Genomic DNA, 16,070 nt, shown 5'->3' with positions numbered 1-16,070 from the left:
CATGGCAGCCATGAGACGAGCGCCCCCCTCCCGCAGCCGCTTGCTCGCGCCCCTGGCCCAGCTGGCGGCGCTGGTGTTGCTCGCCGAAGCCTGGACCTGGCAGGTCGGCGCGCGCATCGCCGCCGCCATCGCCGCCTGGCCGCCGCTGCGCCGGCTGGAAGGCCGCATCCGCGTCTTGCCGCCCTGGGCCGCGCTGGCCGCCTTCGTGCTGCCGGGCCTGTTGCTGCTGCCGGTCAAGCTGCTGGCCCTGCTCGCCATCGCCCACGGCCACGCCCTGGCCGGCATCGCGGGCTTCATCGTGGCCAAGCTGGGCGGCGCCATCGTCGTGGCCCGCATTTATATGCTGACCCTGCCCACCCTGCTGAGCGTGGCCTGGTTCGCGCGCTGGCACGGCGGCTTCGTGGCGCTCAAGGACCGCCTGCTGGCGGCCCTGCGCGCCAGCCCCTTCTACCGCCGCGTACGGCGCCTGATGGATGGCTGGCGCCATGGCGCACGCCGCCTGGTGCGCCGCCTGCGCCGCAAGGGCCGCGCTGTTCCCGAGCAGTCCGGCTACCTGCTGCGCGTGCTGCGCCGCTTCGGTGCGCGCATGCGCAGCAACGCGCGCGCCCGGCGCCAGAAGAAACCCGAAACCGGAGCCCCATGAGCGACCACCCCTCCCTTGCCGCCGAGATGCAATCGGCCACGTCCGAGATCTTCCTGTTCGACGCCGCCACCCTGGGCGTGGTCGACGCCAACCAGGCCGCGCGCCTGAACCTGGGCTACGACAACGCCACCCTGTGCAAGATGAACGCCTTCGACCTGGCTCCCTCGCTCGACCGCGCCGCCGTCGGCGAGCTGCTGGCCGGGCTGGGCGAGGACGTCGGCGCCCAGGTGGTGCTGCGCACCCGGCTGCAGCGCGCCAACAATGGCAGCTACCCGGTCAAGCTGTGCATCCTGCGCATCGTGCGCGAAGGACGCTCGCTGCTGCTGGCCATCGGCGACGACCTGTCGCTGGAACAGGCCGCGGTGCAGGCGCTCGAGCAATACCAGGCGCGCTTCAACGCCGTCGTCAACAACACACCCGGCCTGGTTTACCAGTTCGTGCTGCATCCGGACGGGCGCACCGATTTTCCCTACCTGAGCGACGGCTGCCAGGCCCTGCTCGGCCTGTCCGTGCTGGAACTGCAGCACGAGGCCGCTTTGTTCGAGCGCCTGATCCTGCCGGACGACCGCAAGGGCTACCAGGAAGCGATGCAGGCCTCGCGCCAGGCGATGTCTGCCTGGAACTGGGAGGGGCGTATCTGGATCGACGCCTGGAAGGACGTCAAGTGGATCAACCTGCGCGCCACGCCCCACCTGCTGCCTGACGGCGCGCTGCAGTGGGACGGCATCATGACCAACATCACGACCAGCCGCGAGGAACAGGAAGAGGTGCGCCGCTCGCGCGCCCGGCTGGCCGAGCTGACCGCCCACATCGAGCAGGCCAAGGAACAGGAGCGCACCCGCATCGCGCGCGAGATCCATGACGACCTGGGGGGCAACCTGACCGCCATCAAGATGGCGCTGGCCATGCTCTCGGCGCGCCTGCCCGAGGACCAGCCGGCCCTGCTCGACAAGGCCGCCTATGTCGACGACCTGGTCGACCGCACCATCGAGGCCGTGCACCGCATCTCGCTCGACCTGCGCCCCACCACGCTGGACCTGGGGCTGGTCGCGGCGCTCGAATGGCAGGCGCAGGAGTTCGAGAAGCAGATGGGCATCGCCGTCATCATGCGCTGTCCCGACAAGGACATCGAGCTCGACCCTGACCACGCCGCCGCCCTGTTCAGGATTTTCCAGGAAGCACTCACGAACATCGCCAAGCACGCCGCCGCCACCCGTGTGACGGTGGCGCTGCGGCGCCAGCGCCAGCAGCTCACCCTGAGCATCTGCGATAACGGACGCGGCATGACGCCGGCGGACCGTCTCAAGCCCCAATCCTTCGGCCTGCGCGGCATGAAGGAGCGGGCCAAGGCGCTCGGCGGCACGCTGGCCTTGTCGCCGGCGCCCGGAGGTGGCACGATGGTGACCATCAAGACCAGGCTGGCGCAGGCCGGCGGCGCGGGACGCTCCGCGCCGGCTGCCCTGCACAATCATGCCGCACAAGAAGAATGACAGATAAAGCAACTATCCGGGTTTTCATTGCCGATGACCATGCCATTGTCCGCGAAGGACTCAAGCAGATCCTGGCCGAGCAGCGCGACATCATCGTCGCCGGCGAGGCCGAGAACGGCATCGACGCCACCAAGCTGATCGGAAAGGCGCGCTGCCACGTCATGCTCCTCGACATTTCGCTACCAGACCGCAACGGCATCGACGTGCTCAAGCAGGTCAAGAAGGACCGGCCGGAGCTGGCGGTGCTGATGCTGTCGATGCACCGCGAGGACCAGTACGCGATCCGCGCGCTCAAGGCCGGCGCCTCCGGCTATCTCACCAAGCAGAGCGCGCCCAAGGAGCTGGTGACGGCGATCCGGCAGGTCGCCTCGGGCCAGAAGTACGTGAGCGCCGCACTGGCCCAGACCCTGGCCAGCCAGATCGGCGACGACCATGAAACGGCGGTGCACGAGACCCTGTCCGACCGCGAATACCAGACCCTGACCATGATCGCCTCGGGCATGACGGTCAGCGAGATCGCCAAGGAATTGTCGCTGTCGGTCAAGACCGTCAGCGAGTACCGCGCCCGCCTGCTGGTCAAGATGAAGCTCAAGACCAGCGCCGAGCTGACCACCTACGCGATCCGCAACGGCCTGGTCGACTAGCTGTCGTTTTGGCACGGCGGACGGAAATAAGGCACTTTGTTACCGTTTATTTATTGATGAGAAGCAAAAAAGCTGCTTATCATGTCGGGATTAGTGCCTGTGTGTTTACATCATGTCGAACCTGCCGTCCCCTTCCGCCGCGCCCGCCGCCCTGAGCGCAGCCTCGAACCCCGCCGCGAATCCTGCTGATATCGCCCGCGAAGCCTTCCGGCGCCTGGCCACGCGCCGCATCGCGCCCACGCCCGACGCCTACCGCGCGATCTATGACGAGATCGCCGGCATTCCGCCGGCCCCGCCGGCGCCGGCGCCCGACAGCGGCGCTGTCGAGGTGCTGGCAGGCTTCGCGCGCCGCCTGGCCGAGACCCCGGGCGAGATCTCGGAATACGGCCGGCGCATGGTGCGCTCGGTCAAGGCCGGCGACTGGAGCGCCACGACCCAGGCCCTGGGACAGTTGTCCGAACGTCACCTGCGCCGCAACACGCCGATCATGGCGCTCGGCGCCGAAGAGCCCGACACCCGCCTGCTGCGCGAAATGCTGGCGCGCACCCTGTCCTTCGCCGTGGCTTCGCTGCTGGACGGCAGCCCGGCCCTGGTGGCGGAGGCCGAAAGCCTGGGCAGCGCGGTCAAGGCCGCGACCGGCGAAACCGAACTGCAGGACATCGCCTCGCGCCTCAAGCAGCTGTGCTACCAGATCGAACTGCGCGGCGGCGACAAGGTCGAAGAGCAGCAGCTGCTGCTGCGCCTGTTCAAGCTCCTGCTCGACAACGTCAGCGAGCTGCTCGACGACGACAGCTGGATGCGCGGGCAAATCGCCACCGTGCAGGACCTGATCGCCGGCCCGCTGGATGCGCGCGCGCTGGAAGACGCCACCCGCAGCTTGAAGGACGTGATCATCAAGCAGGGGCACTTGAAACACGGCATCGCCGATGTCAAGTCGACCATGAAGACCATGATGATGACCTTCATCGACCGGCTCGGCTCGGCGGCGGCGGCCAGCAGCGAGTACCACGCCAAGCTGGGCGGGCTGTCGGAGCGCATCGGCCGCGCCGGGGACATCAATGAACTCAACGACGTGCTGGAAGAAGTGCTGCGCGAGACGCGCAGCGCCCAGGACGAAGCCCTGGCCGCGCGCGACCGCATGGTCGCCGCCCACCGCGAAGCCCAGGCGGCCGAGCAGCGCATCCGCGAGCTGGAAGCGGAACTCCAGCACATGAGCGAACTGGTGCGCGAAGACCAGTTGACCGGCAGCCTCAACCGCCGCGGCCTGGACGACGTGTTCGAACGCGAAAGCGCGCGCGCCGACCGGCGCAACACGCCTTTGTGCGTGGCCCTGCTCGACCTGGACAATTTCAAGCGCCTCAATGACACCTATGGCCACCTGGCCGGCGACGCCGCCCTCAAGCACCTTGTCAAGGTGGTCAGGGACACCCTGCGCTCGATGGACGTGATCGCGCGCTTCGGCGGCGAGGAGTTCCTGATCCTGCTGCCCGAGACCACGGTCGACGCCGCCGCCGCCGCCATGGTGAGGGTGCAGCGCGAGTTGACCCGCCACTTCTTCCTGCACGAGAACGAGAAGATGCTGATCACCTTCTCCTGCGGCGTGGCGCTCAGGCTGCCGAACGAGGACCAGCTGTCGCTGATGGCGCGCGCCGACAAGGCGATGTACCAGGCCAAGAACACCGGCAAGAACCGGGTGGTGGTGGCGGACAACCCTTAAGCCGCCTTCGCTCTTATCATCCAGCTACGCCGCGCTCTGGGAAACCGGTCTGCGGCGTTGTTCTTTTATTAGCGGGTTGCGGAGGATTGCGCCGGCTCTGGAAAAAAATTTCTCAGAAAAAATAATTTTTTTTGCCCTAAAGTCTGGATTTTTCCCGCCGACAGGAGCGCGGCAGAGTGATATGAGAGCGACAAGGGCGAAAAAAATCTGCATTTTTGCCCCTCAAGTTTTTCCCTAGAATAACGTTACCAGCATCAACAGCGGTTTGATCGTCACAAGAACAGCGTGGCGGACCAAAGTGAACAGGGCACAGCAGCCCACCCCTGAAAGACATTAGTCTGGAGAAATACCATGGCATCCGTAATCAACACCAACGTCGCATCCCTGAACTCGCAGCGTAACCTGTCGACCTCGCAGGCTTCCCTGAACACCTCGATCCAGCGCCTGTCGTCGGGCCTGCGCATCAACAGCGCCAAGGACGACGCTGCCGGCCTCGCGATCTCCGACCGCATGAACTCGCAGATCAAGGGCATGACCCAGGCGACCCGCAATGCGAACGATGGTGTGTCGATGGCCCAAACCGCTGAAGGCGCCCTGTCGAGCTCGGGCGACATCCTGCAGCGTATCCGCGAACTGGCAGTGCAGTCGTCGAACTCGTCGAACTCGGCTGGCGACCGCAAGGCCCTGCAAACCGAAGTTACCCAACTGACCTCGGAACTGAACCGCATCGCCGGCACCACCGAATTCAACGGCCAGAAGCTGCTGGACGGCACGATGGGCACCGCGAACTTCCAGGTCGGCGCCAATGCAGGCCAGCTGATCTCGATGACCGGTTCGAACTTCACCACCTCGACCTACGGCAACAACCGTCTGGACGGCAGCGCGGTCCAGGCCAGCTCGGCATCGGCCAACAACGGCATTGCCGGCGGCACCATGACCATCAACGGTTCGCTCGGCTCGGAAGACATCACCATCGCGACCGATGCATCGGCCAAGGAAACCGCAGCCATGATCAATGGCAAGAGCGGCGACACCGGCGTGACCGCCGAAGCCAAGACCGAAGCCCTGCTGAAGGCGACCGCTGGCAAGTCGTACACGCTGGACATCACCTCGGACAACTCGAGCGCCGTGACCGTCTCGTTCTCGGTTGCTACTGACGACGCTAACGGCTACGCCGCGGCAGTCAGCGCCTTCAATGCCCAGTCGGCAAAGACCGGCGTGACCGCTTCCTACGATGCGGCCAACGGCGGCCTGAAGCTGACCAACGCCAGCGGTGAAGACATCAAGGTCGACAACCAGTCGACCGATGCCACCTCCCTGGCCACCCTGGGTACCTACGACGCTGACGGCGCCCCGATCGCCACCCCGGCAACCACCGAAGGCGCAAACGGCGCAACCGCCACCGGCCGCCTCGTGCTGGACTCGGAGCAGAGCTTCTCCGTGGTCGACCCGTCCGGCTTCAACATCGACAACGTGAGCGGCTCGTCGGAACTGAAGTCGGTCGCCGACCTCGACATCAGCACCTTCGACGGCGCCCAGCTGGCCATCAAGGTTGCCGACGCAGCACTGGGCCAGGTGAACAGCCAGCGTGCGGAATACGGCGCACTGCAGTCGCGCTTCGAATCGGCGATCTCGAACCTGCAATCGTCGACCGAGAACCTGTCGGCTTCGCGTAGCCGTATCGTCGACACCGACTTCGCTGCTGAAACCGCGAAAATGACCCGCGGCCAGATCCTGCAGCAAGCTGGTACCTCGATGCTGGCCCAGGCGAACTCGCTGCCGAACGGCGTCCTGTCGCTCCTGCGTGGTTAATCCCGGACTAGCTAGTCCATCCGTGTTGTAAAACGGATCCTCGGCTGAAGAAATTCAGCCGAGGATTTTTTGCTAGGGAAGTCACATGAACATCCAATCGCTTGGTTCACCCGTGGCGTCACGGCTGGAGGAGCGCACGCTTCCGGCGCTCGATCAGCAAAATGCGCAGTCCGCCAAGGCGCCGGCGCAAGCCCTTGATGCCCCCCCGCCTTCGCGCGAGCAGGTCACCGATGCTGTCAAGAAGATCAACGAAAGCATGAGCGCCTCCTCGCAAAGCCTGGAATTCGCGATCGACGAGGACAGCAAGGAAATCGTCGTCAAGATCATCGACCAGGGCACGCGCGAAGTCGTGCGCCAGATCCCGTCCGTCGAAGCGCTCGAGATCGCCAAGTCGATCGACAAGATGCGCGGTCTCCTGATCAGCCAAACAGCCTGATCCTCCTCACCATGGCCAGCGTGCTTCCCGCCCGGGAACGCACGCTGCGCTTGTCTGCTCGTCAACTCCCGCTCAACTATTTGAATTGGGCCCCCTTTCCTACTCTTAAGTCCGGTTTGCTTCTGTCGATAATGACTTACATTATCGCTTTCACGGGAGAAACAAAGTGGGCATCAGTTCATCCGGCATCGGTTCCGGGCTCGACGTCGACGGCATCATCGCAAAGCTGATGCAAGCCGAGGCAGCGCCGCTCGCGAACTTCGACAAGAAGGCATCCGTCCTGCAGTCACGCATGGCCGCGCTCGGCAAGGTCAGCGCCGCCGTGGGCGTGTTCCAGGGCGCCCTGACCGCGCTCAATTCTCCCTCGACCTTCAGCGCCCTGAGCAGCACCTCGAGCAACAAGGACATCCTGACCGGCAGCGCCGGCGCCGGCGCGGTGGCGGGCAAGTACAAGATCAACGTGTCGCAACTGGCGTCGGCGCAAAGCCTGAGCACGGCCGGCAAGGCCAGCATGAGCTCGACCATCGGTTCCGGCGCCAAGACGGTCCTGACCTTCCAGTTCGGCAGTATCGGCGGCGGCGACTTCGGCGTGGCCGGCAGCGCCCTCGCCCCTTCGATCGCGACTGGCGGCATCAGCAACGGCTCGCTGTCGATCAACGGCACCGCCATTCCCACCAGCGCGACCACCCGCAGCGCCGCCCAACTGGCCGAAGCGATCAACGCCAAGAGCGAGACCACCGGCGTGACCGCCAAGGCCGGCCCGGCCACCAGCAGCGCGTCCCTGTTCGCCGGCTACGGCGACGTCAGCGTCGCCAGCGGCGCCAGCTACGGCCTGACCGTCGGCGGCGTGCAGATCGTTTCCCACACCGACGACACGACCCCGCTCGGCGCGGCCGGCATCGACGCGGCCCTGGCCAGCGGCAACGTGAGTTCCGCGCTGGCCGCCGCCAACATCACCGTCAGCGGCACGGCCGCCGCCGGCACCCTGCAGTTCACCGCGGCCGACGGCTCCAACCTGACCGTGACCGAGGCCGTGAGCGGCGCCGTCACCGGCGGCACCAAGGGCGTAGGCAATGCGAACACCGGTTCGAGCGTCACCACCACCGCCGGCGTGACCCTGAGTTCCAGCGACGGCACCCAGATCCTGGTAGGCGGCACCAATCCGGCCGCGGCCGGCCTGACGGCGGGCAGCGCCGGCAGCTACCTGGGCGGCGCCTCCTTCGTGCAGGACGGCGCACAGGCGAGCGGCACCGTGACCCTCGAGGCCGGCGACCAGTCGCTGCAGGGCATCCGCGACGCCATCAACAAGGCCAACATCGGCGTCACCGCGACCATCGTCTCGGACGGTGGCGACAACCCCTATCACCTGGTGCTGACCTCGAACAAGACCGGCGCCAAGTCCTCGATGAAGATCGGCGTCGACGGCGACGGCGGCCAGCCGCCCAACCCGGACATCGCCGCCCTGCTGGGCCACGATCCGGGCGGCGCCCAGGGCCTGACCCAGACCAGCGCGGCCCAGGACACGCTGCTGAACATGAACGGCATCGATATCCGCAGCAGCAGCACCACCGTGACCGAGGCGGTGCAGGGCGTCACGCTCGACGTCAGCGCGGTCGGCAGCTCGACCCTGAACGTCAGCCGCGATACCGCCGCGGTCTCGACCGCCGTCAACGGCTTCGTCAAGGCGTACAACGACCTCAACAAGACGATTTCGAGCCTGACCGGCTACAACGCCGAAACCAAGACCGCCGGCGTGCTGCAGGGCGACGCCTCGGTGCGCTCGATCCAGAGCATGCTGCGGCGCCAGCTCGGCGCGGCCGTCGAAGGCCTGGGCGGCAAGCTGACCACGCTCGGCCAGGTGGGCATCACCTTCCAGAAGGACGGCAACCTGGCCGTCGATTCCGGCAAGCTGAACAAGGCCGTCACCGAGAATTTCGCCGAGATCGGCGGCCTGTTCGCGGCGATGGGCAATGCCACCGACGGCATGGTCAAGTTCGAGAAATCGGGCGCGGCCACCAAGCCGGGTACCTACGGCGTCAACATCACCACCCTGGCCAGCCAGGGTACGCTGACCAGCGCCGCCGCACTGTCGGGTTCGACCACGATCGCCGCCGGCACCACCTGGCGCATCACGCTCAACCAGACCGACCCGGTCACCGCCAGCAAGACGCAGGACATCGCGCTGACCGCCGGCACCTATACCAACGCCCAGCTGGCCTCGATGCTGCGCGCGGCGGTCAACGGCAACACTAGCTTCGCCGGCGCCGGCGACACGATCGAGACCAAGGTCGACGACAACGGATTCCTGTCGATCTCGTCGAGCAAGTACGGCTCGACCTCGAACATCGCGCTCGCCACCGTCAGCGGCACCGACCCGGCCACCCTGTTCGGCAGCGCCACCCCGGTGGTCGGCAAGGACGTCGAGGGCACGATCGGCGGCGTCGCCGCGACCGGCAACGGCCAGAAACTGAGCGCGGCGGCCGGTTCGCCCGCCGAAGGCATCGACCTGTCGATCACCGGCGGCGTGATTGGCGAACGCGGCACCGTCAGCTTCTCGAAAGGCTTCGCCTTCGAACTGACCAACCTGGCCGCCGGCTTCACCGGCAAGGGCAGCCTGCTCACCAGCAAGACGGACGGCCTGAACATCAGCCTCAAGTCGGTCAACACGGCGCGCGACCAGTTCAACTCGCGCCTGGAAGGCATTGAAAAACGTTACCGGGCCCAGTTCACTGCGCTCGACTCCGCGCTGATGTCGATGCAGTCGACCTCGGCCTACCTGACCCAGCAGCTTGCGGCGCTGAACGCGAACGCGGGCTAATCCCACGGAAAACCTGGAGAAGCAACATGTTTGGAACCATGAAACGCGGCGTCAACGCCTACGCCAACGTCGGTCTCGAGACCGGCGTCGCGGCGGCCTCCCCGCACAAACTGGTCGTCATGCTGTATGACGGCGTGATGGTCGCGCTGCTTGGCGCCATCAGCAATATCAAGTCGGGTAACATCGCGGCCAAGGGCAACGCGATCTCGAAGGCGATCACGATCATCGACAACGGCCTGCGCGCCTCGCTCGACAAGAAGGCCGGCGGCGACATCGCCGAGAACCTGGACTCGCTCTACGACTACATGAGCCGCCGTCTGCTGGAAGCGAACATCAAGAACGACGCCGCGATCGTTACGGAGGTGCACAGCCTGATGTCGGACCTGCGCGAAGCCTGGGTCGCCATCGGCGACCAGCCCGCCCCGCCGCCGGCCGCCGCGACGGCCATGCCGAAAACCGCTACCCTGGTGAGCGTGTAATGATGATGATGACCCAGCAAGAAGTCGTGACCGTGTACGAGACCATGGTCGGCATCACCGACCAGATGCTGCACGCCGCCACCGCCAGCGACTGGGACCGCCTGGTCGAACTCGAGCAGGAATGCGCCGCCTGTGCGCGCCGCCTGCGCGAGAACGAGGGCGTGCCCGCCCTGGCCGGCCAGGAGCGCGTGCGCAAGGTCAACGCCATCCGCAAGATGCTCGACGCCGACCGCCAGATCCGCGACCTGACCACCCCGTGGATGGCGCGCCTGTCGGCCCTGATCGGCAATACCGCCACCGAACGCCGCGTCGCGCGCGCCTACGGCGTCTAAGCCGCTTCCCTGACGGATGCTGCCGCGCGACCTGGTCTCCGCCGTCGGCCGGGTCGACCCGGCCCAGGCGCCCGAACGGACCGCCGATCCGCGCCAGCAGGCCTTCCAGCGCGCCGTCGCGCCCCTGCTGGGCAAGGCCATCCACGGCGAAGTGCTCGCCAAGCTCACCGACGGCAGCTTCGTGGTCAAGGTGGCCGATGTCCCGGCCCGCATGCAGCTGCCCCCCGGCGCCCAGGTCGGCGCCGACGTTCCCCTGACCCTCGTCTCGCTCCAGCCGCGCGCCACCTTCCAGGTCGGCGCCCAGGCCACGACCGCCTTTTCCGAAGCCGGTCCGCCGCTGCCTGACGGCGCCGACCCGTCCAAGGCCCCGCTGGCCTACCGCGAAGGCTCTCCGGTCGGCCGCGCGGCCGCCCTGCTGGCCCAGGCCGGCGCCAACGCCACGCAAGCCTTCGCCGCCGGCGCCGAGGCCAACGCCACCCGGCTCAGCCCCACCGGCCAGGCGATCGCGAACGTGCTGGCCGCGGCCGGCAAGGCCGAAACGCCGATGGCCGGCCTGGTGGGCCGCGCGCCCGTGGTGGCCGGCCCCTCGCTCGACTCCGGCGCGATCGCCCAGGGCCTGCAGCAGGCCGTGGGCAAGAGCGGCCTCTTCTACGAATCGCACGTGGCCGAATGGGCGCAAGGCGCCCGCCCGCTGGCCGAACTGGCCGGCGAGCCCCAGCAGCAGGCGGCGCGCGAAGGCGCCCGCCCGGTCCTGACCGATCCCGCCACCGCCCAATTCGTCAATCTGCAGCTGGCGACCCAGGAACAAGCTCAGATCGCCTGGCAGGGCCAGTTGTGGCCGGGCCAGCCGATGGAATGGGAGGTGCGGCGCGAGGATGACGGCGATGGCGACGCCGCCCAGGACCCCGAGCAGGCCGCCTGGCACAGCCGCCTGCGCCTGCGCTTTCCCGAATTGGGCGAACTGGACGCCACCCTGAGTTTCGTCAACGGCGCCCTGCAGGTGCGCTTCGCGGCCGGCAGCGAGGACAGCGCCGCCCTGCTGCGCCGCCACGCGCCCGAATTGGCCACGGCGCTCGAGGCGGCCGGCACGCGCCTGCAGGGCTTCGAGGCGCGCGCCGTGGAAGCGGGCGATGAGTGAGAGCGGCAAGCGCCGCCAGAGCGCGGTCGCCCTCGCCTACGGCGCCGGCGACCCGGCGCCCAAGGTGGTGGCCAAGGGCCAGGGCCTGGTGGCGGAAAAGATCATGGAACGCGCGCGCGAAGCGGGCGTATTCGTGCACGAGTCGAAGGAGCTGGTGTCGCTGCTGATGCAGGTGGACCTGGACCGCGAGATCCCCCCGGCCTTGTATCGGGCGATTGCAGAACTGTTGGCCTGGTTATATCATATCGAGTCGGCACAAGCCGGCAGCCCACCCAGCCCCGTGGCAAGGACAACGAGTAGCAATGAATAATGCAGAACTGGAAAACTGGCACGACTACGAAGTGAGTTCGCGCCGCGAGATCGTGTCCCTGCTGCGCCAGATCGGCGAGAAGAACCAGCTGGTCCGCATGCTCGTCAAGGGCGAAGCGGACGTTGCCGTGACCTCGATCCTGGAAGTCGACGAGGACGGCGACACGCTGGTGCTGGACCGCTCGATCGATCCGCTGCAGAACGACCGCATCGTGGCCGCGGGCGAGGTGCGCTGCGAAACCACGCTCGACAAGATCCGTATCCTGTTCACGGCCGAAGCCCTGGGCGAGACCAGCTACCGCGGCGGCCTCGCCCTGCGCGCCGATATCCCCCCGACCCTGATCCGCCTGCAACGGCGCGAGTACTACCGCATGCCCACCCCGGTAAGCAACCCGGTGCGCGCGCTGATTCCGCTGCCGCTGGAGCTGGGCGGCGGCACCGCCGTCTTCCCCCTGCACGACATCAGCGTGGGCGGCATCGCCATCCTGGACAACCGGATGCAGCTGGACACCACGATCGGCAAGGTGATCGAGAACTGCCGCATCGAGCTGCCGGAGATCGGGCCGATCACGGCCTCGCTCCAGATCCGCAACTCGCTCGACATGACCTTGCTGAACAACAAGACCAACCGGCGCCTTGGCTGCCAGTTCGTCGACATCTCGCGCGGCGCCCTGGCAGGGGTGCAGCGCTACATCACCAAGCTCGAACGCGAACGCAACGCCCGCCTGGCCGGCCTGGCCTGAAGCAGCGGCGTCCGCGTAAAAGCGGTATAGATTTTATACCAATTGATGCTCTTTCCAAGTGACACTTGGGCTACACTAAGGGTATCTGCACCTGCCGACGCGACGCCGATGCCCCCCAGTTCCCCGGAAAACCTGTTTTCTGCCGCATTCTCCCATTCGCAGGTCGGCATGGCCCTGGTGGGCCTGCGCGGCCATTGGCTGGAGGTCAATCCTTCGCTGTGCCGGATTCTCGGCTATTCGCGCGGCGAGCTGCTGGCCACGACCTTCCAGGAACTCACCCATCCCGAGGACCTCGACGGCGACCTGTCGCTCATGCACCGGGTCCTGGGCGGCGAGCTCGATACCTACACGATGGAGAAGCGCTACCGCCGGGTGGACGGGCGCGTGGTCTGGGCCCAGCTGACGGTGTCGGTCACACGCGACGAGGACGGCCAGCCCGAATGCTTCATCGCGCAGGTGATCGACATCTCGGCCCAGAAGGCGGCGCTCGAAGACCGCGACGCCTTCTTCATGCTCTCGCCCGACCTGCTGGCCATCGCCGACACCAAGGGCTACCTGCTCCAGGTGAATCCTTCCTGGACCGATGCGCTGGGCTGGACTGCGGAGGACCTGACCTCGCGCCCCTTCCTCGATTTCGTGCACCCGGACGATGTCGAATCGACCCTGGCCGAGGCCCAGGCGGTCAACGCGGGCGGCCTGACCACTGGCTTCTGCAACCGCTACCGCCACGCCGCGGGCGGCTACCGCTGGCTCGAATGGAGCACCCGCTCGGTCAGCAGCGGCCGCCTGTATTGCACCGTGCGCGACGTCACCGCCTTCGTCGAGAACGCCGAGGCCCTGCGCAGCCAGGAGGAAAAGATCCGCCTGCTGCTCGAGCAGGCCAACGACGCCTTCCTCGGCATGGACGAGCATGGCGTGATCACCGAATGGAACAAACAGGCCGAGCTGACGTTCGGCTGGAAGGCCGAGGAAGCGATCGGCCAGCCCATGATCGAGCTGATCGCGCCGCCGCACCTGCGCCAGCGCCACCTGGACGGCATGGCGGCCTTCCTGGCCGCCGGCGAGGGCCGCCCCCACACCAAGCGGGTCGAAGTGCCGGCCCTGCGCCGCGACGGCCAGGAGATCCTGATCGAGGTCTCGGTCGGCATGCTGGCCCATCGGGGCCAGCGCTATTTCTACGCGTTCCTGCGCGACGTCTCGGAACCGCGCCGCCTGGCCGAACAGATGCACTACCAGGCCACCCACGATTTCCTGACCGGCCTGCCGAACCGCTACGCCTTCATGGAGCGCCTGCAGCACGCGATCGACGCCGCCCAGCGCCAGCCGAATTCGCTGGCCCTGCTGTTCATCGACCTGGACGGCTTCAAGTCGGTGAACGACGTCTGCGGCCACGAGGCGGGCGACGCGGTGCTGATCGACTTCGGCCGCCGCCTGACGGGGGCGGTGCGCCGCACCGACATGGTGGCGCGCCTGGCGGGCGACGAATTCGTGGTCATGCTCGACCAGGCCGGCGATGCGCGCGCCGATATCGAGCAGATCACCCGCAAGATCCTGGTGGCGGCCGCCGCCCCGTATCCGGCGGCGAGCGGCTGCGCCGCCCTCGGCGCCAGCATCGGGGTCGCCTTCCATACGGCCGGCGACAGCGCCGACGCGCTGTTGTCGCGCGCGGATACGGCCATGTATGCGGCGAAGAAGGCGGGCAAGCACCAGGCGGCCATCCTGCTGGGGGATGACCGGGTGATTTATTGCCGGGTGACCTGAACGCGTCAGCTCGCTGCATGCAAATGGGTTCCGGCCTTCGTGTGGCAGTTCATCGCCGGAACCTAAGTTTCCCCGCACCCCCGAACTTTTTTAGCACCCGCGTCACACCACCCCGCCATGGCTCGTCTTAACAGGCATGAGGACAGCAACCGCGTCCCGCCACCCTGAAAGGACACACCATGTCGCACGCCGCCCGCATCAACCTGTTCACCCACGCCCCGGCCAACCTGAAGGCCATGATCAACCTGTCGCACACCAACAAGAAGGGCGCTCTCGGCGAGCGCCTGGTCGAGCTGGTGCAGCTGCGCGTCTCGCTGGTCAACGGCTGCGGCGTGTGCATCGACATGCACTGGCGCGACCTGGTGAAGCAGGGCCTCGACCCGCGCCACCTGAACGCCATCGGCGCCTGGCGCGAAGCGCCCTGGTTCAGCGAGCGCGAGCGCGCGGCCCTGGCCTGGGCCGACGCCGTCAACGCCCTGCCCCAGCGCGACGACACCGACGCCGCCTGGCCGGCCCTGCGCGAGCATTTCACGGACGCCGAGATCGCCGAACTTGGCTATACTATCGCCGCCATCCGGGGCTGGAACGCGATCAACCTGAGCCTGCGCAACCAGATCCCGGAGCAGCCCGCGCCAGGCATGTAAGTCCTGCGCCAGGGCGGCCGGTCTGAACCGAACCAGGAAACCCGCCCACTTGCCACCCCTCCCTTCCTCGCGGCTGCGCGGCCACGACAGCATCAGCCTGGTCCAGGCCCTGCAGCTCGTGGGGAGTGCCGGCGACCTGGCCACGGGCCAGCCGCTGGGCACCGCCGAACGCGCGGCGCGGCTGGCGCAGCTGCTCGCAGGCGCCGCCGGCGTCACCGCTGCCAATGCCGTCTACGCGGGACTGGTGGCGCAGCTGCGCTGGGCCGGCAGCCCGGCCGGCGCGCCCGGCTTCGCCGCCCTGCTCGGCGACGATATCGGCGCACGCCGCGCCCTGCTCGCCGATCCCTTCGCCCGCCGTCCCGGCGGCCTCAAGCCGCTGGCGGACATCCAGGCCGAAGTCGCCGGCGAACTGGCCGCCCTGCTGGGCCTCCCCGGCGCGGTGGAGGACGCCCTGCGCCGCCTGTCCGCGCACGGGGCCAACAGGCCGGAACTGGCGCACATTGCCCTGCTGGCGGGCGACCTCGAGATCCTGGCGCGCAGCCACGGCCTGGAGACGGCACTGCCGCTGCTCAGGCGCCTGGCCGGCCGACGCTATCCCGCATCGCTGGTCGAACTGGCTGCGCCCCTGGCCGGCGCCTGGCTGCAGGAACTCGCGCAGCCGCAGGACAGTATTTTTCTCCTTCCCGCCTTCCTTCCCGTCTCTGCGCCGCTGGCCCCGGTGGCCGATGCGATCGAGCTCAAGCTGCCCTGGCTGGCGGGCTACGCACGCCGGGTGGCCCTTCTGGCGCAGCAGGCGGCCCAGCTGGCCGGCCTGCCGGACGACGTCCAGCGGCGCCTGGTGCGCGCGGCGCTGCTGCACGGCCTGGGCCGCGCCGGCGTGCCGTATCCGGTGTGGCAAGGCCGCGCCAGGCTGGAAGGCGCGGCGCGCGAGGCGGTGCGCCGCGCGCCGTATTGCACCGCCCTCGCCCTTGGCCGCATCGCCGGGCTGGAGGACGAGGCCGCGCTGGCCTCGCAGGTGTACGAACGGCTGGACGGCAGCGGCTATTACCGCAGCCTGGACGCGGAGGCCCTCGGGCAGCCGCAGCGCATCCTGGCCGCCGCCGC

The 16,070-nt window shown here is 67.7% G+C and carries 15 protein-coding genes; all 15 read left to right on the top strand.

The window, feature by feature from the left end:
- The first annotated feature begins 10 nt into the window (after window positions 1-10).
- Window positions 11-643 carry a hypothetical protein gene (locus V7778_RS08050; RefSeq protein ID WP_335553569.1) on the top strand — a complete coding sequence of 211 codons (633 nt, stop codon included), beginning with the start codon at window positions 11-13 and terminating at the stop codon, window positions 641-643.
- Window positions 640-2,133 (top strand): sensor histidine kinase, encoded by a 1,494-nt coding sequence (locus V7778_RS08045; protein WP_335553567.1) that lies wholly within the window; start codon window positions 640-642, stop codon window positions 2,131-2,133. Before V7778_RS08050 ends, V7778_RS08045 begins: the two co-directional genes overlap by 4 nt.
- Window positions 2,130-2,777, top strand: coding sequence for a response regulator transcription factor (locus tag V7778_RS08040; RefSeq protein ID WP_335553564.1), 648 nt, complete (start codon window positions 2,130-2,132; stop codon window positions 2,775-2,777). Before V7778_RS08045 ends, V7778_RS08040 begins: the two co-directional genes overlap by 4 nt.
- A gap of 112 nt (window positions 2,778-2,889) precedes the next feature.
- Window positions 2,890-4,494, top strand: coding sequence for a GGDEF domain-containing protein (locus V7778_RS08035; RefSeq protein ID WP_335553562.1), 1,605 nt, complete (start codon window positions 2,890-2,892; stop codon window positions 4,492-4,494).
- A 351-nt stretch (window positions 4,495-4,845) separates the two neighbouring features.
- On the top strand, window positions 4,846-6,306 hold the full coding sequence (locus tag V7778_RS08030) for a flagellin (RefSeq protein WP_335553558.1): 1,461 nt from the start codon (window positions 4,846-4,848) through the stop codon (window positions 6,304-6,306).
- Window positions 6,307-6,391: 85 nt separating this feature from the next.
- Window positions 6,392-6,742, top strand: a complete 351-nt coding sequence (locus V7778_RS08025) for a flagellar protein FlaG (RefSeq protein WP_335553556.1) — start codon at window positions 6,392-6,394, stop codon at window positions 6,740-6,742.
- A 166-nt stretch (window positions 6,743-6,908) separates the two neighbouring features.
- Window positions 6,909-9,560, top strand: a complete 2,652-nt coding sequence (fliD, locus tag V7778_RS08020) for a flagellar filament capping protein FliD (RefSeq protein ID WP_335553554.1) — start codon at window positions 6,909-6,911, stop codon at window positions 9,558-9,560.
- A gap of 26 nt (window positions 9,561-9,586) precedes the next feature.
- Window positions 9,587-10,039 (top strand): flagellar export chaperone FliS, encoded by a 453-nt coding sequence (fliS, locus tag V7778_RS08015; protein ID WP_335553552.1) that lies wholly within the window; start codon window positions 9,587-9,589, stop codon window positions 10,037-10,039.
- Window positions 10,040-10,041: 2 nt separating this feature from the next.
- Window positions 10,042-10,371, top strand: coding sequence for a flagellar protein FliT (locus V7778_RS08010; RefSeq protein ID WP_442920708.1), 330 nt, complete (start codon window positions 10,042-10,044; stop codon window positions 10,369-10,371).
- Window positions 10,372-10,387: 16 nt separating this feature from the next.
- Window positions 10,388-11,509, top strand: coding sequence for a flagellar hook-length control protein FliK (fliK, locus tag V7778_RS08005; protein WP_335553551.1), 1,122 nt, complete (start codon window positions 10,388-10,390; stop codon window positions 11,507-11,509).
- Window positions 11,502-11,819 (top strand): EscU/YscU/HrcU family type III secretion system export apparatus switch protein, encoded by a 318-nt coding sequence (locus tag V7778_RS08000; protein ID WP_335553550.1) that lies wholly within the window; start codon window positions 11,502-11,504, stop codon window positions 11,817-11,819. Before fliK ends, V7778_RS08000 begins: the two co-directional genes overlap by 8 nt.
- A complete protein-coding gene (locus V7778_RS07995; RefSeq protein WP_335553549.1) occupies window positions 11,812-12,561 on the top strand; it encodes a flagellar brake protein in 750 nt (249 codons plus the stop codon). Before V7778_RS08000 ends, V7778_RS07995 begins: the two co-directional genes overlap by 8 nt.
- A 108-nt stretch (window positions 12,562-12,669) precedes the next feature.
- Window positions 12,670-14,322, top strand: a complete 1,653-nt coding sequence (locus V7778_RS07990) for a PAS domain S-box protein (protein ID WP_335553547.1) — start codon at window positions 12,670-12,672, stop codon at window positions 14,320-14,322.
- Between the two features lie 179 nt (window positions 14,323-14,501).
- Window positions 14,502-14,966, top strand: coding sequence for a carboxymuconolactone decarboxylase family protein (locus V7778_RS07985; RefSeq protein ID WP_335553545.1), 465 nt, complete (start codon window positions 14,502-14,504; stop codon window positions 14,964-14,966).
- A gap of 49 nt (window positions 14,967-15,015) precedes the next feature.
- Window positions 15,016-16,070, top strand: a 1,055-nt coding sequence (locus tag V7778_RS07980) for an HD-GYP domain-containing protein (protein WP_335553543.1), incomplete at its 3' end; no start/stop codon positions are given.

Origin of the sequence: Massilia sp. DD77, from assembly GCF_036961685.1 — a bacterium.
GTDB lineage: Bacteria > Pseudomonadota > Gammaproteobacteria > Burkholderiales > Burkholderiaceae_D > Telluria.
This window is presented reverse-complemented; position numbering and strand designations above follow the sequence as displayed.

What these genes read in the sequence shown, in the direction of transcription:
- V7778_RS08050 (WP_335553569.1), top strand. Translation starts at nt 11, where the DNA reads ATGAGACGAGCGCCCCCCTCCCGCAGCCGCTTGCTCGCGCCCCTGGCC.
- V7778_RS08045 (WP_335553567.1), top strand. Translation starts at nt 640, where the DNA reads ATGAGCGACCACCCCTCCCTTGCCGCCGAGATGCAATCGGCCACGTCC.
- V7778_RS08040 (WP_335553564.1), top strand. Translation starts at nt 2,130, where the DNA reads ATGACAGATAAAGCAACTATCCGGGTTTTCATTGCCGATGACCATGCC.
- V7778_RS08035 (WP_335553562.1), top strand. Translation starts at nt 2,890, where the DNA reads ATGTCGAACCTGCCGTCCCCTTCCGCCGCGCCCGCCGCCCTGAGCGCA.
- V7778_RS08030 (WP_335553558.1), top strand. Translation starts at nt 4,846, where the DNA reads ATGGCATCCGTAATCAACACCAACGTCGCATCCCTGAACTCGCAGCGT.
- V7778_RS08025 (WP_335553556.1), top strand. Translation starts at nt 6,392, where the DNA reads ATGAACATCCAATCGCTTGGTTCACCCGTGGCGTCACGGCTGGAGGAG.
- fliS (WP_335553552.1), top strand. Translation starts at nt 9,587, where the DNA reads ATGTTTGGAACCATGAAACGCGGCGTCAACGCCTACGCCAACGTCGGT.
- V7778_RS08010 (WP_442920708.1), top strand. Translation starts at nt 10,042, where the DNA reads ATGATGATGACCCAGCAAGAAGTCGTGACCGTGTACGAGACCATGGTC.
- fliK (WP_335553551.1), top strand. Translation starts at nt 10,388, where the DNA reads ATGCTGCCGCGCGACCTGGTCTCCGCCGTCGGCCGGGTCGACCCGGCC.
- V7778_RS08000 (WP_335553550.1), top strand. Translation starts at nt 11,502, where the DNA reads ATGAGTGAGAGCGGCAAGCGCCGCCAGAGCGCGGTCGCCCTCGCCTAC.
- V7778_RS07995 (WP_335553549.1), top strand. Translation starts at nt 11,812, where the DNA reads ATGAATAATGCAGAACTGGAAAACTGGCACGACTACGAAGTGAGTTCG.
- V7778_RS07990 (WP_335553547.1), top strand. Translation starts at nt 12,670, where the DNA reads ATGCCCCCCAGTTCCCCGGAAAACCTGTTTTCTGCCGCATTCTCCCAT.
- V7778_RS07985 (WP_335553545.1), top strand. Translation starts at nt 14,502, where the DNA reads ATGTCGCACGCCGCCCGCATCAACCTGTTCACCCACGCCCCGGCCAAC.